19 protein-coding genes are annotated in these 25,617 nt (G+C 73.5%); 10 read left to right on the top strand and 9 right to left on the bottom strand.

The window, feature by feature from the left end; all coding sequences use genetic code 11:
• Nucleotides 1-38: 38 nt before the first annotated feature.
• From AC07DA_RS02595 to AC07DA_RS02580, 4 genes are all read right to left on the bottom strand, one after another.
• A complete protein-coding gene (locus AC07DA_RS02595) occupies nucleotides 39-1,166 on the bottom strand; it encodes an SIS domain-containing protein (protein WP_479123836.1) in 1,128 nt (375 codons plus the stop codon).
• Nucleotides 1,167-1,270: 104 nt separating this feature from the next.
• Nucleotides 1,271-1,441, bottom strand: coding sequence for a Trm112 family protein (locus tag AC07DA_RS02590; protein WP_479123834.1), 171 nt, complete (start codon nucleotides 1,439-1,441; stop codon nucleotides 1,271-1,273).
• A gap of 64 nt (nucleotides 1,442-1,505) precedes the next feature.
• Complete coding sequence (locus AC07DA_RS02585; RefSeq protein ID WP_479123832.1) at nucleotides 1,506-2,870, bottom strand: phosphomannomutase/phosphoglucomutase; 1,365 nt, start codon at nucleotides 2,868-2,870, stop codon at nucleotides 1,506-1,508.
• Between the two features lie 314 nt (nucleotides 2,871-3,184).
• The gene (locus AC07DA_RS02580) at nucleotides 3,185-3,607 is read right to left on the bottom strand and encodes a DUF3499 domain-containing protein (RefSeq protein ID WP_010034669.1); all 423 of its coding nucleotides are present in this window, start codon (nucleotides 3,605-3,607) and stop codon (nucleotides 3,185-3,187) included.
• A 293-nt stretch (nucleotides 3,608-3,900) separates the two neighbouring features.
• Here AC07DA_RS02580 and AC07DA_RS02575 point away from each other — a divergent pair, with 293 nt between their 5' ends.
• Nucleotides 3,901-4,356 (top strand): metallopeptidase family protein, encoded by a 456-nt coding sequence (locus AC07DA_RS02575; protein ID WP_479123830.1) that lies wholly within the window; start codon nucleotides 3,901-3,903, stop codon nucleotides 4,354-4,356.
• 14 nt (nucleotides 4,357-4,370) lie between these two features.
• Here the strand turns inward: AC07DA_RS02575 and AC07DA_RS02570 are convergent, their stop codons facing one another.
• From AC07DA_RS02570 to AC07DA_RS02560, 3 genes are all read right to left on the bottom strand, one after another.
• Nucleotides 4,371-5,894, bottom strand: a complete 1,524-nt coding sequence (locus AC07DA_RS02570; RefSeq protein WP_479123828.1) for a DUF5719 family protein — start codon at nucleotides 5,892-5,894, stop codon at nucleotides 4,371-4,373.
• Complete coding sequence (locus tag AC07DA_RS02565) at nucleotides 5,891-9,559, bottom strand: glycosyltransferase family 2 protein (RefSeq protein ID WP_479123826.1); 3,669 nt, start codon at nucleotides 9,557-9,559, stop codon at nucleotides 5,891-5,893. The genes AC07DA_RS02570 and AC07DA_RS02565 overlap by 4 nt, the downstream gene beginning before the upstream one ends.
• 161 nt (nucleotides 9,560-9,720) lie before the next feature.
• A complete protein-coding gene (locus AC07DA_RS02560) occupies nucleotides 9,721-9,984 on the bottom strand; it encodes a WhiB family transcriptional regulator (RefSeq protein ID WP_010034659.1) in 264 nt (87 codons plus the stop codon).
• Between the two features lie 660 nt (nucleotides 9,985-10,644).
• Here AC07DA_RS02560 and AC07DA_RS02555 point away from each other — a divergent pair.
• The 4 genes from AC07DA_RS02555 to AC07DA_RS02540 all read left to right on the top strand — a co-directional run bounded on the left by AC07DA_RS02555 (nucleotide 10,645) and on the right by AC07DA_RS02540 (nucleotide 14,670).
• On the top strand, nucleotides 10,645-11,151 hold the full coding sequence (locus AC07DA_RS02555) for a cysteine dioxygenase (RefSeq protein ID WP_479123823.1): 507 nt from the start codon (nucleotides 10,645-10,647) through the stop codon (nucleotides 11,149-11,151).
• Nucleotides 11,152-11,301: 150 nt separating this feature from the next.
• Nucleotides 11,302-12,261, top strand: a complete 960-nt coding sequence (cofD, locus tag AC07DA_RS02550) for a 2-phospho-L-lactate transferase (RefSeq protein WP_479123821.1) — start codon at nucleotides 11,302-11,304, stop codon at nucleotides 12,259-12,261.
• Complete coding sequence (locus AC07DA_RS02545) at nucleotides 12,258-13,577, top strand: coenzyme F420-0:L-glutamate ligase (RefSeq protein ID WP_479123819.1); 1,320 nt, start codon at nucleotides 12,258-12,260, stop codon at nucleotides 13,575-13,577. The genes cofD and AC07DA_RS02545 overlap by 4 nt, the downstream gene beginning before the upstream one ends.
• 61 nt (nucleotides 13,578-13,638) lie before the next feature.
• Nucleotides 13,639-14,670, top strand: a complete 1,032-nt coding sequence (locus AC07DA_RS02540) for a DNA-3-methyladenine glycosylase family protein (RefSeq protein ID WP_479123817.1) — start codon at nucleotides 13,639-13,641, stop codon at nucleotides 14,668-14,670.
• 66 nt (nucleotides 14,671-14,736) lie between these two features.
• Here AC07DA_RS02540 and manB read toward each other — a convergent pair whose 3' ends face one another.
• Both manB and AC07DA_RS02530 read right to left on the bottom strand, forming a co-directional pair.
• The gene (gene manB, locus AC07DA_RS02535) at nucleotides 14,737-15,819 is read right to left on the bottom strand and encodes a mannose-1-phosphate guanylyltransferase (protein WP_479123815.1); all 1,083 of its coding nucleotides are present in this window, start codon (nucleotides 15,817-15,819) and stop codon (nucleotides 14,737-14,739) included.
• Between the two features lie 144 nt (nucleotides 15,820-15,963).
• Nucleotides 15,964-17,433 carry a peptidoglycan recognition protein family protein gene (locus AC07DA_RS02530; RefSeq protein WP_479123813.1) on the bottom strand — a complete coding sequence of 490 codons (1,470 nt, stop codon included), beginning with the start codon at nucleotides 17,431-17,433 and terminating at the stop codon, nucleotides 15,964-15,966.
• A 149-nt stretch (nucleotides 17,434-17,582) separates the two neighbouring features.
• Between AC07DA_RS02530 and AC07DA_RS02525 the strand changes: the two genes are divergently transcribed.
• From AC07DA_RS02525 to AC07DA_RS02505, 5 genes are all read left to right on the top strand, one after another.
• Entirely contained in the window at nucleotides 17,583-18,338 is a 756-nt protein-coding gene (locus tag AC07DA_RS02525) for a TIGR03089 family protein (protein ID WP_479123811.1), read from the top strand.
• Between the two features lie 167 nt (nucleotides 18,339-18,505).
• Nucleotides 18,506-19,720 carry an LCP family protein gene (locus AC07DA_RS02520; RefSeq protein WP_479123809.1) on the top strand — a complete coding sequence of 405 codons (1,215 nt, stop codon included), beginning with the start codon at nucleotides 18,506-18,508 and terminating at the stop codon, nucleotides 19,718-19,720.
• Nucleotides 19,721-19,961: 241 nt separating this feature from the next.
• Nucleotides 19,962-21,725: an LCP family protein gene (locus AC07DA_RS02515; protein ID WP_479123807.1), complete on the top strand. Its 1,764-nt coding sequence runs from the start codon at nucleotides 19,962-19,964 to the stop codon at nucleotides 21,723-21,725.
• A gap of 234 nt (nucleotides 21,726-21,959) precedes the next feature.
• Nucleotides 21,960-23,717 carry an LCP family protein gene (locus AC07DA_RS02510; RefSeq protein ID WP_479123805.1) on the top strand — a complete coding sequence of 586 codons (1,758 nt, stop codon included), beginning with the start codon at nucleotides 21,960-21,962 and terminating at the stop codon, nucleotides 23,715-23,717.
• Between the two features lie 223 nt (nucleotides 23,718-23,940).
• Nucleotides 23,941-25,596 carry an LCP family protein gene (locus AC07DA_RS02505; RefSeq protein WP_479123803.1) on the top strand — a complete coding sequence of 552 codons (1,656 nt, stop codon included), beginning with the start codon at nucleotides 23,941-23,943 and terminating at the stop codon, nucleotides 25,594-25,596.
• Nucleotides 25,597-25,617: the final 21 nt, after the last annotated feature.

Here is a 25,617-nt window from a genome sequence, read left to right as displayed (position 1 = left end):
GGTGTGCGGGCGGGCGCGTCAGGGTGTCCCGGGCAAGATCAGGCCCTGGAAGCGAGCGCCAGGTAAACCGCGGCGAAATCCGTGATGGCGATCAGTTCCGCGAGGGTCTCCAGCTCGCCGCCCTCCTCCGGTTCCAGTTCGCTGATCGGGGTGTCGTGGCTCAGGGCGAGGTCGCGGGCGCCGGGGGCGGCGGTCAGGCCGCCGATGGGGCGGTCGCGCAGGAGCACCACGCGCGCGTGCAGGGCCGGGGGTTCCTCGACGCGGTCGCGGAAGAAGTCGTCGGGGTCGGCGCTGGCGGCCAGCGGGCCGGCGAGCAGGGCGCTGTGCGCGGCGAGGGCCTCGGGGAGTTCGGCGACGACCGCGGGGGTGCCGGACAGTTCGGCGAGCGCGGCGGCGAACCGACGGCCCGCGGGGCCGGCGGAGACGCCCTCGGTCCACACGATGGGGAGCGCGTCGGCGAGTTCGGCGGCCAGGGTCTTGGCGGGGTTGCTGTAGGTGGCGATGGCGGGGCCGCAGCGTTCGGCCACGCGGTCGAGGCGGTCGGCGACCTTGCCGAGGGCGTCCGGCGGGGCGACGAGCACCCCGGTGCGGTCCAGCAGCGCGAGGAGCGGGGTGAGCAGGGCCCACAGCACGCCGGGCGCGGACGCGGCGAACGGCTCCTCCTGGTCGTAGGGGGCGGTCGCCATGGGGACGAACAGGCCGTGCGAGCCGTTCACGGCGTCGGCGAGCGGGGAGCGGCTCGGGGCCACGGCGACGACGGTGCAGCCGCGGCGGTAGGCCTGTTCGGCGAGGAGGGACAGACCCGGTTCGGTGCCGTCGGGGGTGGTGATCAGCAGGAGGTCGACCGAGCCGGCCCAGCCGGGCAGTTCCCAGCGCAGGGCGCCCGCTGCGGGGGCGACGCCGGTGGGGGCGAGGCGGGTGACCGGGCTGCCGGCGCCGGCGAGCGTGCCGAGGAGGTCGGCCGTGTGCGTGGCGGCGGCGCCGGGGCCGGCGATGAGGACGGCGCGGGGCCGGCCGTCGGGCTTGAGGTCGTTGACGCCGGCCTCGGCCGAGTGGCGGGCGGCCGTGCGCACCCGGGCACCGGCTTCCGCGGCGCCGCGGAGCAGGCCGCGGTGGTCGGCCTCGGCGAGGCCCTCCGGGGAGTCGAGCAGCGATTCGTCGAGCATGAGCGGCAGCCTCCGGTGGCCGGGGTCCGTGGTGCGGATGTCGTGCTACGTCGGTGCCCGCGAGGCCCTGGAGGTATGTGCGCCCGGGCGGTGCGACGTGCCGGCTACGCGGGGCGGCGTGCCTCGTCGACGAGGAGGACGGGGATGCCGTCGCGCACCGGGTAGGCGAGGCCGCACTGGGCGTCGGTGCAGATCAGCTCGGTGTCCTGCTCCGCGAGGGGGGCGTGGCAGGCCGGGCAGGCGAGGATCTCCAGGAGGCCGGATTCCAGGGGCATGAGGGGTTCCTTCGAGTGCGGGAGGGTCGTGCCTGGTCAGGTTACCGCCGGTGGGGCCGGGGCCTCAGCCCCTGATGATCGCCAGTACCTCGTCCCGCACGCGGGCCATCGTGGCCGCGTCCCTCGCCTCCGCGTTCAGCCGCAGCAGGGGCTCGGTGTTCGACGGGCGGACGTTGAACCACCAGTCGGCGGCGGAGACGGTGAGGCCGTCGAGGCCGTCGAGGGCGATGCCGTCGCGGCCCTCGTACGCCGTGCGGATCGCGGCGAGGCTGGCCTGCTGGTCGGCGACCGTGGAGTTGATCTCGCCGGAGCCGGTGTAGCGGTCGTAGGCGGCGACGAGGGCGGACAGGGTGCCCTGCTGGCCGCCGAGGGCGGCGAGGACGTGCAGGGCGGCCAGCATGCCCGTGTCGGCGTTCCAGAAGTCGCGGAAGTAGTAGTGGGCGGAGTGCTCGCCGCCGAAGATCGCGCCGCTGCGGGCCATCTCGGCCTTGATGAAGGAGTGGCCGACGCGGGTGCGCACCGGGGTGCCGCCGTGCTCCTTCACCACCTCGGGGACCGACCAGGACGTGATCAGGTTGTGGATGATCGTGCCCTTGCCGCCGTGCCGGGCCAGTTCGCGGGCGGCGACCAGGGCGGTGATGGCCGACGGGGAGACGGGCTCGCCGCGCTCGTCGACGACGAAGCAGCGGTCGGCGTCGCCGTCGAAGGCCAGGCCCAGGTCGGCGCCCTCCTCGCGGACCCGCTTGCGCAGGTCGACGAGGTTGGCCGGGTCGAGGGGGTTGGCCTCGTGGTTGGGGAAGGTGCCGTCCAGCTCGAAGTACATCGGCACCAGGGTCAGGGGCAGGCCGGCGAAGACCTCGGGGACGGTGTGCCCGCCCATGCCGTTGCCCGCGTCGACGACGACCTTCAGGGGGCGGATGGAGGTCAGGTCGACCAGCGAGCGCAGGTGGGCCGCGTAGTCGGACAACGTGTCGCGGGCGCTGATCGTGCCCGTCCTCGCGGCGGGCTCGGGGGCGCCCGAGTCGCTCCAGCGCTCGACCAGTTCGCGGATCTGGGCGAGGCCGGTGTCCTGGCCGACGGGGGCGGCGCCCGCGCGGCACATCTTGATGCCGTTGTACTGCGCCGGGTTGTGCGAGGCGGTGAACATGGCGCCGGGCAGGTCCAGCGCGCCCGAGGCGTAGTAGAGCTGGTCCGTCGAGCACAGGCCGATCTCCGTCACGTCGGCGCCCCGGGCGGCGGCCCCGCGTGCGAAGGCCCGTGACAGGCCGGGCGAGGAGGGCCGCATGTCGTGCCCGGTGGCGATCGCGCTCGCGCCGGTGACCTCCACGAAGGCCGCCCCGAAGAGCTCGGCCAGGGACGCGTCCCACTGGTCGGGGACGACCCCGCGTACGTCGTACGCCTTGACGACCTGCGACAGATCAGCAGCCACGCCCCGCCTCTTCCTGGAAAGTCCTATCGGTCGGTCCAAACTACCCGCACCCCCGCTCGGGCCGCCGGGCGGTCGCCGAGTCGACGCACAGGCGTGACGTCGAGGTCAGGGCGGCTTCCGGCCCGGCACGGGGGTGTTCCGGCCGATCACGATCGGGCTCATCACCGGCGGCAGGCCCAGGCTCCGGGTCAGCACCGTGCGCGGCGGGTCTCGCGCGACCTCGCCACGGGATGGTCAGGTCCGCGCCGAGGCGGCGTCGAAGGGGCGCGTGGAGAGTGCGAGAAAGCGGGGAGCGGGCGGGCCGGGAAGCCGGGTCAGTTGTCGGGCGACCGCAGGACCCGGAGGTGTCCGCGCCGGGCGACCTCCATCGGGTCGGCGGCGCGGCCGCCGCCACCGGCTCCGGCCGCCCGCTCCTGGGGGCGGGCCGCCTCGCGCACGGCATTGGCGAGCGCTTCGAGGTCGTCACCGCTCGGGCGGGCCGGGGCCGACCCGTCGAGCAGCCGGACGACCTCCCAGCCGCGCGGGGCGGTGAGGCGCTCGGAGTGCTCGGCGCACAGGTCGTAGCAGTGGGGTTCGGCGTAGGTGGCGAGCGGGCCGAGGACCGCGGTCGAGTCGGCGTAGACGTACGTCAGCGTCGCGACGGCGGGACGGCCGCAGGCGGTGCGCGAACAGCGACGTACAGGGCTCACGACGTTGGACGGTACCGCACTCTTGAGCGGGCCGCGACGACTCTCCACCAGGTCACTCCACCGTGTCGTGGCGTGAAACACCCCACACCCCCTTCGGGGGCACCTTCCTGACCTGCCCGGACACTCTCGCGCGAGATGTCGGACCGCCCCGCAAGCGGTCAAGAGTCGTCACAAAACCCTCATTTACCGTGAGGTCGCCGGTCTCGGCGGGATATGGAATCGAGCCCAACCTTGGCTTGAATGGTCATGTGACGACACGCCGGGCGGGTCGGCCGGAAGCGGTCCGCGCCGCCGTGCGGTGCCGGGCGCGGGGGCGCGGCGGGGACTACCCTTCACCAGTGATGGACAAGCCCGTAACGCCCCGTGCCGCCGCCCCCGGGCCCCGCCGCCGTGATCGTCACGGCCGGGGCATGCGCGGCCCGATCGCACCCCCGCAGGTGCCGCTCGCCGCCAGCCGCGCGGAGGCGTTCGCGGACCTGGTGCAGGACTCCGTGGAACGCCTGGAGCGGCGGTGGCCGCAGCTCGCCGACATCGATTTCCTGGTATTGGAGGTGCCGCGGCTCGACGGGCCCGGCCAGGCCTGGAACGACGAGGCGGTCCCGCTCGGCGGCACGATCACCGCGCGCGACGGGCGCCCCGCGCGCGTGGTGATCTACCGGCGCCCGGTCGAGATCCGCACCAAGGGCCGCGACGAGCGGGCCGCGCTGGTGCACGAGGTCGTCGTCGAACAGGTCGCCGAGCTGCTCGGGCTCACCCCGGAGACCGTCGACCCGCGCTACGGCGAGGACCAGGGCTGAACGGCCCCGCGGGGCTACTTCTGCAGCACCGAAAGGTCCTCGTCCGCCTCCGGGACGGCCACCGTCCCCCGGTCGTCGGGGAGGGTCTGCACGGTGAACGCCGGGACGCCGTCCTCCGTCGCCGCCAGGGTGCGGGCGCCGTAGACCGGGCCCCCGGAGACCGGCTCGACGGTGAGCGCGTACGTGCCCTTCAGGCCGGCGGGGACCGGGGGCTCGATGTCCTGGGTCGTGCCGGCCTTGATCGTGTACGTCTTCGACACCGGCGTGCCGCCCTCGCTGCCCGCCGAGGCGGTGACCTTGACGGTGGCCGCGTGCCCGGGGGCGGTGAGGGACAGCGTGCTGCCCTCGGCGCTGTTGCCGGCGGACGTCGCGCGCGTGCCCACGGGGCGCCCGGCCGGGATGAACGCCGACTCCTGCTTGCCGTCCTTGCCGCGCACCACCTGCACGGCCGCCACCACCGGCACGGACCGGCCCGTCGGCGTCAGCACCAGGGAGCCGGCCTCGCCGCGGGTGACGTCGCCGAGGTCGACGGCGGTCGTCATGCCGCCCTTGACGTGCACGGTCTCGTGACCGGCCGGGGTGATCAGGCCGGACGGGGAGGCCAGGCGCACCTTGAGGTCCGCGTCGGCGTCGCCGGGGGTGAAGGCGACCAGACGCACGGAGGTGGCGTCCTTGGGGATGCCGGGCAGGACCAGGCTGCCGGCGGGGTCGGCGGACGCGGGCAGCCAGTCGCCGCCGATCTTGTCGTCCAGGGCCTGCACGGCCGCGCCGACCCGCCCGCTGCGCACGTTGACGTGCACGGTGAGGCCGGGCTGCTCCTCGTCGGTCAGGGTGGACAGCAGCACCGGCTCGCTGGAGTGCGGCTGGACCGTGAGGCCCTCCCCCACCGCCGACTTCAGGGCGCCGTCCTTGCCGAAGAGCTCGATGTCGACCACGGCGGCCGAGTCGTCGGGGTTCGTCAGGTGGATGTAGTCGGTGCGGTCGGCCGCCGTGCTCACGCCCGGGAACCAGAAGTCCGTGTCGGGTGCCGTGCAGTTGACGCCCTGCAGGCCGCGACCGGTCCCCGCGGCGACCTCGGTGGTCTCCTGGACGGTCCAGCCGGGTGCGAAGCGGCCGTCCGCGGTGCCGACCAGGGCGGGCGCCTCGGAGCCGGAACTGTCGCCGGTGACGGGCTTGCCGGGCTCCCCGGGGGTCAGCACGGGCTTGTCGGGCTGCTTCGCGCCCCGCTTGGCGCCGGAGTCGCCGTCCTCGCCGGTTGCCGGTCCGTCCGCCGACTGCCGGGCGGCCGCGCGGAGCCCGGCCTTGCCGCCGCTGCCGGCGCCCTTCGTGACGGGCGTGAAGGACGTGTAGGACGTCTCCGCGATGTCGGAGGTGCTGGGCGCGGGGCACAGCAGGCTGGTGCGCTCCACGGGCAGTTGGGCGGCCGCCCCGGCCGTGGCCTGCGCGACCGGCGGGTCCGGCTGGGACAGCACGGCGAAGCCGGTGACGGCCGCGAGCGCGGTGGTGCCCGCGATGAGGGACAGGGTGGTGCGGTTCACTGCTGGCTCCCGTCGGGACGCTCACTGCCCGTGCCGTGGGGGTGGTGCTGCTGCGCCGGGTCGTACGGCGTGCCGTAGCCCTGGGTGTAGGCCTGGTCGTAGGCCTGCTGGTCGTAGGGCGGGGTCTGGGGACCGCCGCCGTACGCGTACGGGTCGTACTGGGCGCCCTGGTACGGATCCGCCTGGTACTGCTGCTGCCCGTAGGCGTCGGCCGGGTAGGGGGCGTTCTGGTACGGGTCGCCGTAGCCGGCGTACTCGCCGCCCGGGTAGCCGGCGGCGTCCCACTGGCCGTGGTTCTGCTGGGGGACGCTCGCCGGGGGCTGCCCGGACTGCGGCGACGGGAACTGCGGGGACTCCTCGGGCGCGGGTGCGCCGTCCGCCTCGGCCTCCGCCTGGGCGCGCAGGCGGCGGGCGCGGCGGCCCTCGCCGGCGGTCGCCTGGGCGGGGACGGCGGCCTCCTCGGGCAGGTCGTCGTCGACGTCGCGGCGCCGGCCGGGCAGGGCGAGCACGACCAGGACGAGGGCGAGCGCGCCCTGGGTCCACAGCCAGGCGGTATGGCCGATCGGGTCGTCGTAGGTGACGTCCAGCCTGCCGCCCGACGCGGGGAGTTCGAAGCCCTGGGCCCAGCCGTCGACCGTGGTGGGGGTCAGCGGCTTGCCGTCGAGGGTCGCGGTCCAGGCGTCGGAGGCGGTGTCGGCGAGGCGCAGCACGCGCCCGCCGGCACCGGTGGGGATCGTGGTGTGGATCTCGACGGGGCCCGCGGCGACCGGCTGGGGCGTGCCCGGGCCGGAGGCGGTCACGATCGTGGCGCGCGCGACCTCGCGGTCGACCCGCCACAGCGCGCCGCCGCTCTGCTGGCTCAGCCGGGTCAGGCCGGGCGTGGCGTCCAGGACGCGGGTGATCTCGCGGGGCGTGCCCTGGTGGACGAGGACGTAGCGCACGGCGAAGCCGCCGAGCTGGTCGGCCTGGTCGGCGCCGGAGCCGGCGACCAGGTTGGCGACGACCTTGTCGAGCCTGCGGTTCTCGCCGTCGGCCGCGGCGATCTCGCCGTCGCCGAGGCGGGCGCCGGAGCCGCGCACCAGCACGTAGCGGACGTGGGCGCCGGAGTCGCTGTCGAGGACGAGGGTGCGGGCCTGGTCGCGGGTGCCGCTCTCCTCGGCGACGAACGCGGGGACCTGGACGGGGTCGCGCCGCTCCAGCGGTCCGTCGGCGCCGCGGATCATCCAGCCGGCGGCGATCAGCAGCGGTCCGGCGGCCGAGGCGAAGGCGATCAGGGCGGCGACCGGCTGGCGCCAGCCGAAGCTCTGCTCGGCCACCCGCGCGCGTGCCCCGTCGGCGCCGAGCGCGGCGGCCGCGAGAAGGGCGATGCCGTAGACGAGGGTCGCGGGGCCGGCCCAGGCGGTGCCGTTGGACAGGACCGCGAAGACGAAGCCGGTCAGGGCGACCGCCCAGGCGGTCCGGATGCCCGCCTGGCGTTCCGAGCGGAGCAGGGCGGCGAGCGCGGCCAGCACGACACCGAGGAGCATGAGGCCGCTGACGGTGCCGGGGCCGCCCGGGCTGGCGCCGAGCAGGTCGAGGGCGGAAGCCGCCGAGGGGCCGTACTCCAGGCCGGCTTCCCGGACGAAGCCGAACGGCAGCAGCGTCAGCGACCACGGCGCGAGGACCAGCAGCGGCGTGCCGAGCTGGGCGAGGAACCGCAGCCCGTAGGCCGGGAGGTCGGACCGGCGCAGCGCCAGCACGCCGACGCCGAGCAGCAGCGCGATGGGCCACACGATCGGCGTGAAGGCCGTGGTGACGGTCAGCAGCAGGGCGTACGCCCAGGTGGCGCGCCAGCTGCCGCGCGTGCCTTGGGGGTTGGCCAGGCCGCTCGCGGCGATGCCCGCGCGGGCCAGGAGCGGCAGCAGCACGGCCAGCACGGCCGTGCCGATGCGGCCTCCGGCGAGGGCGCCGGTGGCGGCGGGCAGGAACGCGTAGACCACGGCCGCCCAGGCGCGCAGCAGCCGGGACTGGACCAGGGGGCGGGAGGCGAAGTACGCGGTGAGGCCGGCCAGGGGCACCGAGCCGATGAGCAGGAGCGTGACGGCGAGGCCGGTCGAGCCGAACAGCAGGGACGCGAGCATCGCCACGATCGCCACGTACGGGGGCGCGGCGGAGGTGCCGCCGGTGCCCACCGGGTGCCAGGCGTCCAGGTAACGCGCCCACAGCTCGGCGGAGTCGGCCGGTGCGGGCAGCAGCGCGCCGCCCGCGAGGGCACCGCCGCCGAGGAGCGCGCGGCAGGCGACCAGGGAGACCACCAGCAGCACCAGGAAGAGCACTGGGCCGGGCTTGCGCGCGATGCGCTTGAGCCGGGCGAACTGCTCGATCTCCAGGAAGTCGGCGTCGTCGCCGCCCGGGCCCGACTCGACCGCTCCGCCGTGTCGGCCGGCGCCGGAGGTGACTTCGGGGTCGGAGCGGCCCACCAGGTTGCCGGCGACCTGCTCGACGGTGGCCCGGATGGTCGCGCCGGGCGGCGGGAACAGCTGGCGCAGCTCGTCCTTGTCGATCCGGGGGGCGCCTCGGCCGCGCCGCCCGGCCAGGATCCGCTCGGGCCGCAGCAGCGTGCCCATCAGGCCGCGGATCTCGTCGACGGCCTGCCCGGGCACCTTGCCCACGAGGTAGGCGACGGTGCGCAGCAGGGTGCCCAGCACGATCCGCAGCAGCACCCAGGGGAGCGCGGCCGTACGGGAGTTGACGAGCAGGGTGTAGACGGCGCCCGCCTTGTCGACCTTGTGCGGGGAGGCGGCCGTGCGGCCCACGCAGTCCACCGTGCGGCGCTCGCGGGAGGCCGCCTCGGCGTGCCGGACGACCGCCTCGGGCGCGACGAGGACGCGGTAACCGGCCGCGTGGGCGCGCCAGCACAGGTCGACGTCGTCACGCATGAGGGGCAGGTGCCGGTCGAAGCCGCCGAGCTCCTCGAACACGTCGCGGCGGATCAGCATGCCGGCGGTGGACACCGACAGCACGGGCCGGACGTGGTCGTGCTGGCCCTGGTCCTGCTCGCGGCGGTCCAGGCCGGTCCAGCGGCGGCCGGAGTCGGCGATGGTGACGCCGACCTCCAGCAGCTGGCGCCGGTCGTACCAGCCGCGCAGCTTGGGGCCGACGACGGCGACGTCCTCGCGGCCCAGCTCGTACTCGTTGTCCACGACCCGCAGCAGCTGGGCCAGGGCGTCGGGCTCGGGGGCGCAGTCGTCGTGCAGCAGCCACAGCCACTGGACCGGCTCGCCGTGCGGGAGCTCGGGCAGGTCGTAGGCGTCGTCGCGCCACGAGCGCGTGACCGGGTCCCAGCCGCTGGGCCGCTTCAGGTAGGGCAGTTCCTCCGGGGTGAGGTGCGGCGCCGTGCGGTCGCACTCCTCGACGGCCTGGCCGAAGCCCGTGCGGCGGGCCAGGTGCAGCACGCGGTCGGCGCCGAGGGCGTCGGTGACCAGCTGGGCGGAGTCGTCCGCGCTGCCGGTGTCGGCTCCCACCGCGTACTGGACGGGCCGCTCCTGGCCGAGCAGCCCGGCGAGCGCGTCGGGCAGCCAGCGGGCGCCGTCGTGGGAGACGAGGACCGCGGTCACCACATGGCGCGGGAACTCAGGTGTGGCAGCGCTGTCGTGATGAGCTGCCGGGTGGCTGTGCACGGACATCGAGGTACGGGCCCCGGTTCGGTGGACTGCGGTGGACGCCCGCGACCGGTGGGGGCCGCGTGGCGTCTCGGACGAGCGCCCACACTATCGGCTGCGCAACAAGGGGGCCCGCCGCCTGTGGACAACTCCACCTGCGACGGGCCGTGCACACTGGGGCCGGGTCAGACGGCCGCCTTCTTCAGCCGGCGGCGCTCCCGCTCGGACAGGCCGCCCCAGATGCCGAAGCGCTCGTCGTTGGCGAGGGCGTACTCGAGGCACTCGGAGCGGACCTCGCAGGCGAGGCAGACCTTCTTGGCCTCCCGGGTCGAGCCGCCCTTCTCGGGGAAGAAGGACTCGGGGTCGGTCTGGGCGCACAGTGCGCGCTCCTGCCAGCCGAGTTCCTCGTCCGCGTCGTCGACCAGCAGTTGCTGCACCGTCTCGGTCATGTGCGCCCCTCGTCTGTCTTTCGCGTCCCCGTGATCTAGCCGTTACCGATTCCGGCTGAACGACACGAGTGAAATTACAAGTGTGCTGCTCCGGGCGAGTCAAGCCGAGATCTGCTATTGAGCCCCTTATTCACTCTGCGGAACCAAGCCCATGCGGAAAGTGTTCAAATCACCATAAAACCTGACACACTGATGGAGCCCCGAAGGGCTCACACCGTCCGCCGGACCCCTCGCAGACCTCTACGAAGAAGGACGCCCAGGAGTTCGATCCCGTTCCGACGCGCCCCACGAAGCGAACCGGATCACAGTCGGATCACGAGTGCGCAACGGGGTTTGTCCGCCCGGATGGACGCCATGTGTCCCGGACCGGCCCTGAACAAACCTTTCATCTGAGTGATCGACCGGATGAGGTGAACCTCATCCCACATACCGGGTGTCGAGTTGACAGTGCGGGTGTGAACCGGTGTCCTTGTGGGCATGCTCGCGAACTTGGCACTCACCACGACCCGCACCGCCGGGTCCTTCGGTGCTGCCCGGGCTCGCTGTAGCTGTTGCTGTTCCAGCTGTTGAGCCCCACCCGCTCCAGCTGAAGGCCGGGCCACCCGTCTCCCGGCCGCCGTTCCCTCTGACCTTCTTTTTCACTGAGGAACCACCACACCCATGAACAGCGACAGCGACCTCCAGATCGCCGGCGACATCCTCGAGGTCACCCACCTGCTCCAGGCCCCGCGCGAGCATCCCTCCACGGTCGCCGAGTTCGCCGGCCTCGCCCGCGCCCTCGCCGACGACCGCTCCCAGTGGGAGCACCTCGTCCGCTACGACGCGACCAGCCGCTGGTACCACCGGCTGCGCAGCGGCCCGGGCTACGAGGTGTGGTTGCTGTCGTGGGTGCCCGGGCAGGGCAGCGGACTGCACGACCACGGCCGCTCCTCCGGGGTGCTGACCGTGCTGGACGGCACGCTGACCGAGCGCACGGAGCGGGGCACACGCGCCTTGCGGGCGGGCGCGCAGCGCGTGTTCGCGCCGGGGTACGTGCACGAGGTGGTGAACGACGCACTGGAGCCGGCGGTGAGTCTGCACGTGTACTACCCGGGCCTGACGGAGATGCCGATGCACACGGCCCCGCACTGCGAGGCCCGCACCGAGCCGGACACGGTCGGCGCCTGACGCTCGCCCCGGGCCGGCCGGCTCGATGCCGGCCGGTGCCCGCGCCGGTCGCCGTCGCGTCGGCCCGGTGCCCGCGCCGGTCGCCGTCGCGTCGGCCCGTTGTCCACAGCCGGTCACCGGTTGTCGCGGGCGCCTGCAAGACTGGCTCCCATGCGCATTGTGGTTCTGGCAGGCGGCATCGGTGGTGCCCGGTTCCTGCGTGGTCTGAAGCGGGCCGTGCCCGACGCGGACATCACGGTCATCGGCAACACCGGGGACGACATCCACCTCTTCGGGCTGAAGGTCTGCCCGGACCTCGACACGGTGATGTACACGCTCGGCGGCGGCATCAACGAGGAGCAGGGCTGGGGCCGGGCCGACGAGACCTTCCACCTGAAGGAGGAGCTCGGGGCGTACGGCGTCGGGCCCGAGTGGTTCGGGCTCGGCGACCGGGACTTCGCCACGCACATCGTGCGGACCCAGATGATCGGCGCCGGGTATCCGCTGAGCGCGGTGACGGAGGCCCTGTGCGACCGGTGGCAGCCGGGCGTGCGGCTGATCCCCATGACCGACGACCGGGTCGAGACGCATGTGGCGGTCGAGCTCGACGGCGAGCGCAAGGCGATCCACTTCCAGGAGTACTGGGTGCGGCTGCGCGCCTCGGTGCCCGCGCAGGCGGTCGTGCCGGTCGGTGCCGACCAGGCGAATCCCGCGCCGGGCGTCCTGGAGGCCATCGCCGAGGCGGACGTGATCCTGTTCCCGCCGTCCAACCCGGTGGTGTCGATCGGCACGATCCTCGCGGTGCCCGGCATCCGGGAGGCGATCGCCGACGCCGGGGTGCCGGTGGTGGGCCTGTCCCCCATCGTCGGCGACGCCCCCGTGCGGGGCATGGCCGACAAGGTGCTGGCCGCCGTGGGCGTGGAGTCGACCGCGGCGGCGGTGGCCGAGCACTACGGCTCGGGCCTGCTGGACGGCTGGCTCGTCGACACGGTCGACGCGGGCGCGGTCGAGCGGGTCGAGGCGGCCGGGATCCGCTGCCGGGCCGTGCCGCTGATGATGTCCGGCGCCGACGCGACCGCGCGGATGGCCCGGGAGGCACTGGACCTGGCGGAGGAGGTGCGCGGCGCGTGAGCGGCGGCGAGCCGAACGCCGGCGGGTACCGCGTGTGGGCCGTGGACGGGCTGCCCGAGGTGACCGCCGGGGACGATCTGGCCAAGCTGATAGCGGCCGCCGAGCCCGGGCTGGCCGACGGGGACGTCCTGCTGGTGACGTCGAAGATCGTGTCCAAGGCGGAGGGGCGGATCGTCCGGGCGGCGGACCGGGAGGCCGCCATCGACGCCGAGACGGTCCGGGTGGTCGCCCGCCGGGGCAGCCTGCGGATCGTGGAGAACCGGCAGGGCCTGGTCATGGCCGCGGCCGGGGTCGACGCCTCCAACACCCCCGCGGGCACGGTGCTGTTGCTGCCCGAGGACCCGGACGCGTCCGCCCGCGCCGTCCGCGAGGGCCTGCGGGACGCCCTCGGCGTCGACGTCGGGGTCGTCGTGACCGACACCTTTGGGCGGCCCTGGCGCGCCGGGCTGACGGACGTGGCGATCGGTGCCGCCGGAGTGCGCGTGCTCGACGACCTGCGCGGGGGCACGGACGCCCACGGCAACCCGCTCAGCGCCACCGTCGTCGCCACGGCCGACGAACTCGCCGCCGCCGGCGACCTCGTCAAGGGCAAGGCCGCAAGGCTTCCCGTCGCGGTGGTGCGCGGACTGCCCCACGTCGTGACGGAGGACGACGGCGCGGAAGGGGCGCGCGCCCTGGTGCGCGGCGCCCGCGACGACATGTTCCGCCTCGGCACGTCGGAGGCCGTGCGGCTGGCGGTGACCCAGCGGCGCACGGTCCGGTCCTTCACGGACGAGCCCGTCGACCCCGGTGCGGTGCGGCGGGCCGTGGCCGCGGCCGTGACCGCGCCGGCCCCGCACCACACCACGCCGTGGCGGTTCGTGCTGCTGGAGTCGCAGCGGTCGCGGACGCGGCTGCTGGACGCGATGCGGGAGGCCTGGATCGCCGATCTGCGGCGGGACGGCAGGACGGAGGAGTCGATCGCCAAGCGGGTGCGGCGCGGTGACGTCCTGCGCAACGCGCCCTACCTCGTCGTCCCCTGCCTGGTCATGGACGGCTCGCACACGTACGGGGACGCGCGGCGGGACGGCGCCGAGCGGGAGATGTTCGTCGTCGCCGCGGGCGCCGGCGTGCAGAACTTCCTGGTGGCGCTGGCCGGGGAGCGGCTGGGTTCGGCATGGGTGTCCTCGACGATGTTCTGCCGGGACGTGGTGCGCGAGGTGCTGGGTCTGCCCGCGGACTGGGACCCCATGGGCGCGGTGGCGGTCGGACATCCGGCGGAGGAACCGCGGCCCCGGCCGGAGCGGGACGCGGGGGCGTTCATCGAGGTGCGGTGACAGGCACCGGCCCGGGCCTACCCTCGTAGGGCCCCACTCGGTCATCCAGGGAATCTCATTCATGGCAGGACGCTTCGCCCCCAGACCCACGCTCCCCCACAGCCCGAAGGGCGTGGGAGGTACCGCCCTGCCGGTGCGCGGCGGGCGGGTCGCGGGCGGCGGCGTGCCGCGGCAGGCGGCCGGGCCGGGGCGGGTGCGCGAGTGGGTGCCGGACGGGCCGCTGGACCTCGGGCTGGTGCTCGGGCCGTTGCGGCGAGGGCCCGGGGACCCGACGTTCCGGGCGATGCCGGACGGGTCCGTGTGGCGGGCCGCCCTGACACCGGCCGGGCCCGGGACGCTCCGGGTCTCCGCGGCCGGTGGCCGGGTCCGCGGGGAGGCCTGGGGGCCCGGCGGGGAGTGGCTGCTGGAGCGGCTGCCGGAGCTGCTCGGGGCGGCCGACGATCCGTCGGCGTTCGTTCCCCGGCACCGGCTGCTGGCGATGACGCGGCACCGGCGGCCGGGGCTGCGGCTGACGCGGAGCGGGCTGGTGCTGGAGTCGCTGATCCCGTCGATCCTGGAGCAGAAGGTCACCACCGACGAGGCGTACCGGGCGTGGCGGTTGCTGGTGCGCGCCTACGGGGAGCCGGCGCCGGGTCCCGCGCCTGGGCGGATGTACGTCATGCCGGCGCCGCGCACCTGGGCGCTGATCCCCTCCTGGGAGTGGCACCGGGCCGGGGTCGACGACAAGCGGGCGTCGACGATCCTGCGGGCCGTCCGGGTCGCCGCGCGGCTGGAGGAGGCCGTGCGGATGGATCCGGTGGCGGCCCGGGCACGGCTGGAGCTCGTGCCCGGGGTGGGTCCGTGGACGTCGGCGGAGACGGTGCAGCGCAGCCACGGCGCGGCGGACGAGGTGACGGTCGGGGATCTGCATCTGCCGGGGATCGTCGGGTGGGCGCTGGCCGGGGACCGGGACGCGGACGACTCCGTGATGCTGGAGCTGCTGGAGCCGTACGCGGGGCAGCGGCACCGGGCGGCCCGGCTGATCCTGCTGAGTGGGCGGGTGCCGGGGCGCAGGGCGCCGAAGATGCCGCGGTGGGACATCGGGCAGATCTGAGGGCCTGCCCGATGACCGGTGCCCGGCGTCGGCGCCCTGGCCGGGGGTTCCGCGGCGGGCGGCCCTCTACTGGTCCGAGGAGAAGCGGACCGCTCCCGCCGGGATGCGGGCGTCGCACCATATGCGGGCGCCGTCCCGGAGCTCGTTGTCGGGGCCGACCACCGCGCCGTCGCCGATGACGGTGCCCGTGAGGACCGAGCGTTCGCCGACGCGGGCCCGGGTGCCGATGAGGGAGTCGGTGATGACCGCGCCGGGTTCGATGACCGCGCCCGGCAGGATCGTGCTGCCGAAGACCCGGGCGCCCTCGGCGACGAACGCGCCCTCGCCCACGACCGTGCCGCCCGCCAGCTTCGCGTCCGCCGCGACCGTCGCCGTCGGCAGGACCAGCCGGTCGCCGCAGCGGCCCGGGACCGCGGGGGACGGGGCCCTGCCGAGGACCAGGTCCGCCGAGCCGCGCACGAAGGCCGCCGGGGTGCCCAGGTCGAGCCAGTACGTCGAGTCGACCATGCCCTGGAGGTGGGCCCCGGCCGACAGGAGGCCGGGGAACGTCTCCCGTTCCACCGACACCGGCCGGCCCGGCGGGATGGTGTCGATGACCGAGCGGCGGAAGACGTAGGCCCCCGCGTTGATCTGGTCGGTGACGATCTCCTCGGGCGTCTGCGGCTTCTCCAGGAACGCCAGCACCCTGCCCGTGTCGTCGGTGGGGACCAGGCCGTACGCGCGCGGGTCCGTCACCTTCGTCAGGTGCAGGGAGACGTCCGCGCCGGTCGACTCGTGGGTGTCGACCAGGGCCCGGATGTCCAGGCCCGTCAGGATGTCGCCGTTGAAGATCAGGACCGGGTCGTCCGGTCCCGAGCGCAGCCGGGAGGCGACGTTGCGGATGGCGCCGCCGGTGCCGAGCGGCTCCTCCTCCGTCACGTACTCCAGGTGGAGCCCGAGTGCGGACCCGTCCCCGAAGTACGGCTCGAAGACCTCGGCCAGGTAGGACGTGGCCAGGACGATGTGCTCGACGCCCGCCGCTCTCGCTCTCGCCAGCTGGTGCGTGAGGAAGGGCACCCCGGCCGCCGGGACCATGGGCTTGGGCGTGTGCACCGTGAGCGGGCGCAGCCGGGTGCCCTTGCCGCCGACCAGGAGGATCGCTTCTGTCACGTGTCGTCTCTGCTTCCTGCCGGGACCGGCCGAACTGTCTTTCGGCCGGTCAGTGTATGCAGACCGTTCCGTGGCGCCTTCGCTGGCCGTGCGGCATTCCGTCCCATGCCCCCGCATGCCCCCCGACGGCGGTCGAACGTGACCTCAGCGGCCCTGGTAGTGGGCCGCCTTGGAGCGGGCGGAGCCGAGCTTGCCGTAGAGCTTCCGCCCCGGGCACTCCGTCTTGAAGCCGTCCCGGTGCCCCGAGATCACGTTCAGTCGTACCTTCTTACCTTTGCTGTGCAGATTGCTGCCAGCCGACTTCAGGTAAGTCTTTCCCTTCGGATTCACCCGGTACAGCCCCAGCTTCCACGCGGTCAGCCGGGCGACGGCCCTGACCGCGGCCTTCGACGGCTTCTTCGTGTCGTACGACCCGAGGACGGCGATCCCCATGCTGTTGCTGTTGAAACCAAGGGTGTGCGCGCCGAGGACCGGTCGCGCCACGCCCCCGGCGCGGCCCTCGTAGATCTTTCCGCACTTGTCGATGAGGAAGTTGTAGCCGATGTCCCGCCACCCCATGCTCTTGACGTGGTAGCGGTAGATACTGCGGATGAGTGACGGGACCTGCGAGCAGCGGTAGTTGTTGCCGCTGGCGGTGTGGTGGACGAAGGCCGCCCGGACCTTCTTGGTGTACCGGAAACCGCGCTCCCGCAATCCCTCGTCGGCCCCCCAGCCGCGTCGCGTGACGATGCCCGGGCGCGGACCGACGTACGGCTTGGCCCGCTGCTGCTGCTCCGTCAGCCCGCCGGCGTTCGATGCCAGGTACTCCCGCTCGGTCTCCTCCCGGCTCAGGGCCGCGATCTCGGTCGCGCCCAGGGGGGCGAGGTCGGCGTTGACGGCGGAGGCCTCGGTGGCGGCGGCGCTCTCACCGGCGAGGGCGGCGGTGCGGGGGCCGTCGGCCGGGGCGCCGGGCGGCGGGGCGTCCTCGCCGGGGTCGACGAGTTCGAGCCGGAGGCCGGAGGGGAGCGGGGGCGCGGCGGGCAGGTGGCGGGCGTCCGTGCCGTGCTGCGCGGAGCCGGCCTCCGCGCTGCCGGCCTCGGAGCGGACCCGGAGTTCCACACCGTCGGAGTCGCCCACCCACAGCGGGGCGGTGGCGCCGCGGACGCGGCCCGAGGCGCTCTCGGGGGTGTCCCGGTCGGCGCCGTGCTCGGCGTTGTGCGTCTCCACGTCCTGCCAGCCGGACCAGCTGCCGGTGTCCGCGGCGCGGGTGCGGACCTGGACGCGGCCGTGCAGTTCGGCCCTGGGGTCGTCCCAGACCACGCCGACGAGGGAGAAGTGGCGTACGGCGCGGGGGCGCAGTCCCTGCTCGGTGGTGGGGGCGGACGGGGTGGCGCGGTTGCGGGTGAGGGGTTCGAGAGGGAGCGACTGGGTGCTGCCGGGGGTGGCCGGTTCGGCCGCGCGCCGGGTGGTCGTGGTGGCGGCCGGGGTCCCCGCGTGGGGCGCGGGTCTCGCGCTCGTCGCGGCTTCCGTGGTCGGCACCGGTCTCGCGGTCGCCGCGAGGGCGGGCGGGGTGAGGGGAAGGGCCAGAGCGGCCGCACAGGTGACACCGATCGAGGAAGCAAGGAATCCACGCATGCCCCTGATCTTGGACATAGTCGTATAAGTCTGTCCATTTGGGAGTTGACGGGTCGTCGGTCGCGTTCGGCCGAACCGGTGGCGGAACCGGGGTGGGGCGGCGGCCGGGCCGTTGGGGCGCGGGGGGTGCGCCGCGTACGCTTGCGCGGGTGAACGCCACCGATCGCACCCCTGCCGACCTGCTGGGTTCCGCGCTCGCCGCGGACCCGGGACGCCCCCTGGTGACCTTCTACGACGACGCCACGGGCGAACGGGTCGAACTGTCCGTGGCCACCTTCGCCAATTGGGTGGCCAAGACCTCGAACCTGCTGCAGGACGAGCTGTCCGCCGAGCCCGGGGACCGGGTGGCGCTGCTGCTGCCGGCGCACTGGCAGACGGCGGTGTGGCTGCTGGCCTGTTCGTCGGTGGGGGTCGTCGCCGACGTGACGGGGGACGTGCGCGCCGCCGACGTGGTGGTGAGCGGGCCGGACGGACTGGAGGCGGCGCGTGCCTGTTCCGGGGCCCGGGTCGCGCTGGCGCTGCGCCCGCTCGGCGGACGGTTCCCGCAGCCGCCCGAGGGGTTCGTCGACTACGCGGTGGAGGTGCCGGGACAGGGGGACCGCTTCGTGCCGTACGCGCCGGTGGACCCGGAGGGACCGGCCCTGATCGTGGCCGGGCGGGAGTTCAGCGGGGCGGAGGTCGTGGAGCGGGCGCGGGCCGAGGCGACGGGGCTGGGGCTGACCGGACCCGGGTCCCGGATCCTGTCGGGGCGTGCGTACGACACGTGGGAAGGGCTGAACGCGGGGTTGTACGCCCCCCTGGCCACGGGCGGTTCGGTGGTGCTGTGCCGGAACCTGGAGCAGGCGGGTGCGGGAGTGCTGGACAAGCGGGTGGAGAGCGAGCGGGTGACGGCCATCGCCCGGTAGGCGTCCCCCTCCCTCCCACCGGTCCCGGCGCTCCCCGCCGGGCCACCGCCCGCCCCGGCGCTCCCCCGTCCGGCCCATCCCGACCCCGCCCCCGCCTCCCATCCACGCCATCGTCGTAAGAGCACTGCGCGTGGGACGTTCCGGCGTCAGGAGGGGTGGTTGCTGCCGTGGGCTACAGGGTCGGGCCGGGCGTGGGCGCGTCCGCCAGCGGGCGGGGGCTGCCGCGGCGGCGCCGGGCGCGGTGGGTGCGGGTCTCGGCGCTCGTGGCCGCGGGCCTCCTCGTGGCGGGCGTGGCGGCCGGGTGGGCCGTGTACGCGAAGCTCAGCGGGAACATCACCCCCGACGAGGCGGCCGCCGCCGAGCTCAGGCGGTACGAGCGGGAACGCCCCACCTCGCTGGTCAAGGACGCGCGCAACATCCTGCTGATCGGCTCCGACACCCGTCACGGCGACGACAACGCCCGCTACGGGCGTGACTCGGGCACCGCGCGGTCGGACACCGCGATCCTGCTGCACCTGTCGGCGGGGCGGCGCAGCGCCACCGCCGTCTCGCTGCCCCGGGACCTGATGGTGAACCTGCCGGGCTGCCGGCGGCGGGACGGCTCGCGCAGCGTGCCGCGGTTCGCCATGTTCAACCAGGCGTTCCAGGTGGGCGGCTCGGCCTGCACCATCCGCACCGTCGAGAAGCTCACCGGCATCCGCGTCGACCACCACGTCGTCGTCGACTTCCACGGCTTCAAGGAGATGGTCGACGCCGTCGACGGCGTCGAGGTGTGCCTGCGGGAGCCGATCGACGACCGGGCCGCCAGGCTGCGGCTGCCCGCCGGGCGGGTGACGCTCGACGGCGAGCAGGCCCTCGGTTACGTCCGGGCCCGCAAATCCCTGGGCGACGGCAGCGACACCGAACGCATGGAACGGCAGCAGCGATTTCTCGCAGCGCTCGTCAACAAGGTGCGCAGCAATGACGTCCTGCTGAATCCGGCGAAGCTGTATCCCGTGCTGGACGCGGCCACGTCCTCTCTCACCACCGACCCGGATCTGGCGAGCCTGCGCGGCTTGTACGAACTCGTGCGCGGTCTGCGCGACATCCCCATGGAACAAGTGCAATTCCTGACCGTACCCCGGGAGTCGTACGCGTTCGACGCCAATCGCGACCAACTCGTGGAACCCGAGGCGGACCGGCTGTTCGAGCGGCTGCGCACGGACTCACCCGTGGTGATCGCCCGGGACGCGCCGCGCGGTTCCGCCCCTTTGCGGCCCGCCCATTCCCATGACGGGTCGTACGGGGATGCGTACGGGGGGCCGTTAGCCGCACCCGTCGTCACCGTTTCTCCGCCGCCGACGTTCGAGGGGAACACGGCAGCCGAGGACACCTGTGGGTAAAGCGGGCGCCAAGGCGACTTCAACGTAACGAACTCTTCACCCGGGAAATGGGCGAATTGCCCGGGTGTAGGGACGTGGAATTGGTCACCGCCGTCGCTCCGCACCGAAGTGGGCGGTTAGTGTGAGCGATCCGGTGCGCCCGGCTCCGAGGACGGTCCTCGAGGGCGCGCACCGTGTGACCGAGACCCGGGCGCCTTGGTGGGGGAGGCGCCGCGTGCCCCGACGGAGGAAACAGGCAACCGTGGACGCGCAAGGCCGTGGGCGGGCGGACGACATCGACCCCGCAGACCAGTGGGTACTCAACCCGGACACCGGTGAATACGAGCTGCGACTGCCCGCTTCCCCACCGCAGCCGGGTGTGCCCTCCCCCCGCAGGCCGCACGCGTCCGACGCGGGTCCGCGCACGCGCTCCCGCACGCAGGCTCCCGGCCGCTCCGGCACCGCGGCACCCGGCCGCTCGCGGCCCGAGGAGCCCGGCCGCGCGGTGCCGCCGCCGCGCCGGCGGCGCGGGGCACCCGAGGAACCGCCGCCGGGACGGCGCGGGCGGCGGCCCGCGAAGGCCTCGAAGGGCAAGAAGGTCCTGCTGTGGACCGGCGGCACGATGGCGTTCGTACTGGTCGCCGGCGCGGGCGCGGGGTACCTCTACATCGAGCACCTGAACGACAACATCGCCTCCGTCTCCGACGACGGCGCCAGCACCGGCGGCTTCCAGAAGGACAAGGCGATCAACATCCTGCTGATCGGCACCGACAAGCGCACCGGCGCGGGCAACGACACCTACGGCGACGCGGGCAGCGTCGGTCACGCCGACACCACGATCCTGCTGCACGTCTCCAAGGACCGTTCGAACGCGACCGCGCTGAGCATCCCGCGCGACCTCGTCACCGACATCCCGGACTGCCCGACCACGCAGGAGGACGGCAGCCAGAAGATCATCCCCGGCACGCGGGGCGCCCGCTTCAACACCAGCCTCGGCCAGGACGGCCGCACCCCCAGCTGCACCATGCGGACCGTGACCGAGCTGACCGGGGTCAAGCCGGACAACTTCATGGTCGCCGACTTCAACGCCGTCAAGACGCTGACCAGCGCGGTCGGCGGCGTCGAGGTCTGCCTGGCCAAGGACATCGACGACCCGGACTCCAAGCTGAAGCTGTCCAAGGGCACGCACACCATCGAGGGCGAGCAGGCGCTGGCGTTCGTGCGCACCCGGCACTCCGTGGGCTTCGGGGGCGACCTGAGCCGGATCGGGCTGCAGCAGCAGTTCCTGAGCGCGCTGATGCGCAAGCTGAAGTCCAACGACACCCTGACGAGCCCCTCCAAGATGCTCGACCTGGCGGAGGCGGGCACCAAGGCCCTGACCGTCGACTCGCAGCTGGACAGCATCGGCAAGCTGAAGGACCTCGGCCTGGAACTGGGCAAGCTCGACACCAAGAACCTGACGTTCACCACGGTGCCGGTGATCGACAACCCGGCGGAGAAGGTCAAGAGCACGGTCGTCCTCAACGAGTCGACCGCCCCGCAGGTCTTCGACATGATCAGGAACGACGTCTCCTTCACGGCCGTGAAGGAGCGGAAGAAGAAGGAAGCCGCCGCGGTGGCCGCCCGGCTCAAGGGCAGCAAGGCCCCGGCCTCCGAGGTACGGGTGCGCGTCCTCAACGGCGGTGCCGTCGCCGGCAGCGCCCAGGAGACCCTCAGCTGGCTGCAGAACGAGGAGGGCGTCACCAAGTCCGAGAACGCCGGCAACGCCCCCGCCGAACTGGCCAGGACCACCCTGGAGTACGCCCCCGGCCAGGCCGCCCAGGCCCGCCGGCTCGCCGATCTGATGGGGTTGTCCGGGGCCGCGATGAAGCCGGGCGAGAGCGTGGACAACTCCCAGGGCCTGCCCGCGATGACGCTCACCCTCGGCAAGGACTTCAAGGGCGCGGGAATCTCCCTGACCGCTCCCGAGAAGGCGCCCGAAGGCGTGCAGAAGTCCACGGCCGACAAGGTCGAGTGCGCCAAGTGACGTGTAATTGGCGGGTGTTCACCAAAGTCGCGTCAAACAAATGGGCGGGATTGCCCAGTTGTGAGAACGTGGATTCCGTCACCCACGTCGCTTGACGTCGATGTGTGCGGATAGTGTGTGCGATCCAGTGCCCGCACCCACGAGGTCCGTCCCGGGAACGGGCGCTGCTTGACCGACACCGTGCGCCTTCCGGGGGGAGGGCGCCGCGTGGCCCGACGGAGGAATCAGGCAACCGTGGACGCGCAAGGCCGTGGGCGGGCGGACGACATCGACCCCGCAGACCAGTGGGTGCTCAACCCGGACACCGGCGAATACGAACTGCGACTGGCCCCTTCCGCACCGCAGTCGCCCGTTCCCGGCCCCCGTGAGTCCGCCGTCCGCGGCACCGGCGCGGCGGGCGGCGCGGCACGTGCCCGCCGGACCGCCGCCCCCGCCCGGCGGCCCGGGGCCCCGGCACCCGGCGGCGAGACGGTCTCCCCGCGCAGACGCGCCGCCGCCCCGGCCGAGCCGGCCGCCGGGCGGCGCGGACGCCGTCCGGCGCCGCAGAAGTCGAAGGGCAAGAAGGTCCTGACGTGGACCGGCGGCTCGCTGGCCTTCGTGCTGGTCGCCGTGAGCGCGGCCGCGTACCTCTACTACCAGCACCTCAACGACAACATCACGTCCGTCTCCGACGACGGCGCCGGCACCGGCGGGTTCAGCAAGGACCGCGCGATCAACATCCTGCTGATCGGTACCGACAAGCGCACCGGCAAGGGCAACGAGGGCTACGGCGACAAGGACAGCGCCGGGCACGCGGACACCACGCTGGTGCTGCACGTCTCCAAGGACCGTTCGAACGCGACGGTGCTGAGCATCCCGCGCGACCTCATCACCGACATCCCGGACTGCCCGACGACCCAGGAGGACGGCACCGAGAAGGTCATCCCGGGCAAGCAGCGCACGCGCTTCAACAACAGCCTCGGTCAGGAGGACCGGACGCCGAGCTGCACCATGCGCACGATCACCGAGCTGACCGGGCTGAAGATGGACCACTTCATGGTCGCCGACTTCAACGCGGTCAAGACGCTGACCAGCGCGGTGGGCGGGGTCGACGTGTGCCTGGCCAAGGACATCAAGGACCCGGACTCCAGGCTCGACCTGCCCAAGGGCGAGCACACCATCGAGGGCGAGGAGGCGCTGGCGTTCGTGCGCACCCGGCACTCCGTGGGCTTCGGCGGCGACCTGAGCCGCATCCAGCTGCAGCAGCAGTTCCTCGGCTCGCTGATGCGCAAACTGAAGTCCAACGACACCCTGACCAGCCCCGCCAAGATGATCAAGCTGGCGGAGGCGGGCACCAAGGCGCTGACCGTCGACTCCCAGATCAGCACGATCAAGAAGCTTGCCGACCTCGGGGCGGAGCTGGGCAAGTTCGACACGAAGAACCTCACGTTCGCGACCGTGCCCGTCGTCGACAACCCCGAGGAGACGGTCAAGGCCACCGTGGTGCTGAAGCAGCCCCAGGCCCAGCAGCTCTTCGCGATGGTGCGGGACGACGTGTCGCTGACCGAGGTGAAGCAGCAGAAGAAGAAGGAGAAGGACGCCGAGGCCGCCCGGCTGAAGGGCAGCAAGGCCCCGGCCTCCGAGGTGCGGGTGCGCATCCTCAACGGCGGTGCCGTCGCCGGCAGCGCCCAGGAGACCCTCAGCTGGCTCCAGGTCGAGGAGGGCGTCACCAAGTCCGAGAACGCCGGCAACGCCCCCGCCGAACTGGCCAGGACCACCCTGGAGTACGCCCCCGACCAGGCCGCCCAGGCCCGCCGGCTCGCCGCGATCCTGGGTCTGTCCGGGGCCGCGATGAAGCCGGGCGAGAGCGTGGACAACTCCCAGGGGCTGCCCGCCATGACGCTCACCCTCGGCAAGGACTTCAAGGGCGCGGGCGTCCCGCTGACCACTCCGTCGAAGGTTCCGGACGACGTGCAGAAGTCCACGGCCGACAAGGTCGAGTGCGCCAAGTGACCTGACCGTCCTTTCCCGCGTCTCACAGGTGGGCAGGACATGCCCGGACATACGGACCGGGTGTACATCCGAGCGGGCATGTCAGGTGTCCAACCAGGAGCGGGAACCGCCGTGTCCGGCGGGGGCCGGGAAACCCCCGGTCCGGGCGGACACGGTTCGCCCGTGATCCGAACACGACGCGGGGCGGACCCGTGGGTCGGCCGTAGGGGTGGGGAGGCAGGGTATGGCGCGAAGTGACGTGCGCGGAGGCGGCACGCGGCGCGACACGGGGGGCCTGGTCCAGGACGAGCGTCCGGCGACGGGGGCCGCCGCCGCGGGCGGGGACGACGGGCCGGGGGGCGGCCCGGCCCGCCGCAGCGGCCGGCGCCGTGGCGGCGGGCGCCGGATACTGCGCTGGTCCGCGCTCGTGCTGTCGGTCCTGATACTCGGGACGGCCGGCGCCGGTTACCTCTACTACCGCCATCTCAACGCCAACATAGACAAGGGCAAGCGCAACGCCGGCGACTCCGACGTCCGCAGGTCCGAGCCCAACGCGGCCGGCCAGACCCCGCTGAACATCCTGCTGATCGGCTCCGACAGCCGGAACTCGGCGGAGAACGTCAAGCTCGGCGGCAGCAGGGACAACGTCGGCAGCAAGCCCCTGGCCGACGTGCAGATGCTGCTGCACGTCTCGGCGGACCGGGAGAGCGCGGCCGTGGTGAGCATCCCGCGGGACACCCGGGTGGACATCCCCAAGTGCACGGACCCCGACACCGGTGAGACCTACCCGGCGAAGAACACGATCATCAACGAGTCGCTCCAGCGCGGCGGACCGGGCTGCACGCTGGCCACCTGGCAGGAGCTGACCGGTGTGTACATCGACCACTGGATGATGGTCGACTTCGCCGGAGTGGTGGACATGGCGGACGCGATCGGCGGTGTCCCGGTCTGCGTCAACCAGAACGTGTGGGACCGGCCGCTGCCCGGCCAGCGCGGTGGTTCGGGCCTGAAGCTCAGGGCCGGCACGCACAACGTCCAGGGCAAGCAGGCGCTGCAGTGGCTGCGCACCCGGCACGCCTGGGGCAGCGATCCGCTGCGGGCCAAGGCGCAGCACATGTACATGAACGCGATGATCCGCACGCTGAAGAAGCAGAACGTCTTCACCGACACCGGCCGGCTGATGGGTCTGGCCGAGGCGGGCACCAAGGCGCTGAAGGTGTCCGAGGAGATCGGCACGGTCAAGAACCTGTACGACCTGGCCATGCAGCTGAAGTCGGTCCCGACCAGCCGGATCACGATGACCACGATGCCCTGGATCGAGGACCCGCTGGACCGCAACCACCTGCTGCCCAGGCCGGGGGACGCGGACAAGATGTGGGCGATGCTGCGCGACGACGTCTCCTTCGACAAGGGCGGGAAGGCCGGGCGGGCCGGCGCCGGTCCGTCCCCGGCCTCGGTCCGGGCCACCGGGCCCGCCGCCGCGCCCGCCGAGGGGCTGTCGGTCACGGTCGTCAACGGCACGGCCGGTGAGCAGGGGGCGGCGGTGCCGAACCGGGCCGCCGCGATCGTGGCCGCCCTGCGGCAGGAGGGGTTCGTGCGGGCGGTCGCCTCGGGGCAGCAGGACCCGCAGCCCCGGACGCAGGTGACGTACCCGAAGAGCACCGGGGCACAGGGCAGGGCAAACGCGCTGTCGGTGGCCCAGGCGGTCGGCATCCCGGGCAGCCAGGTGCGGGCCACGGACGGCGTCACCACGACCCTGATCGTCGGCGCCGACTGGCGGGAGGGCAGCAGCTACCCGAAGCAGGAGCCGGTGAAGGCGGGGGACCTGCCCGAGAGCGCGGACGCGCTGACGGCGGACAAGAAGGAGTGCATGGACGTGTACGGCCCCTACCGGTGGTGAGCCCGGCCGGAACATGAGGCC

The sequence above is a fragment of the Streptomyces sp. NPDC044921 genome, from assembly GCF_056432865.1.
This window is presented reverse-complemented; position numbering and strand designations above follow the sequence as displayed.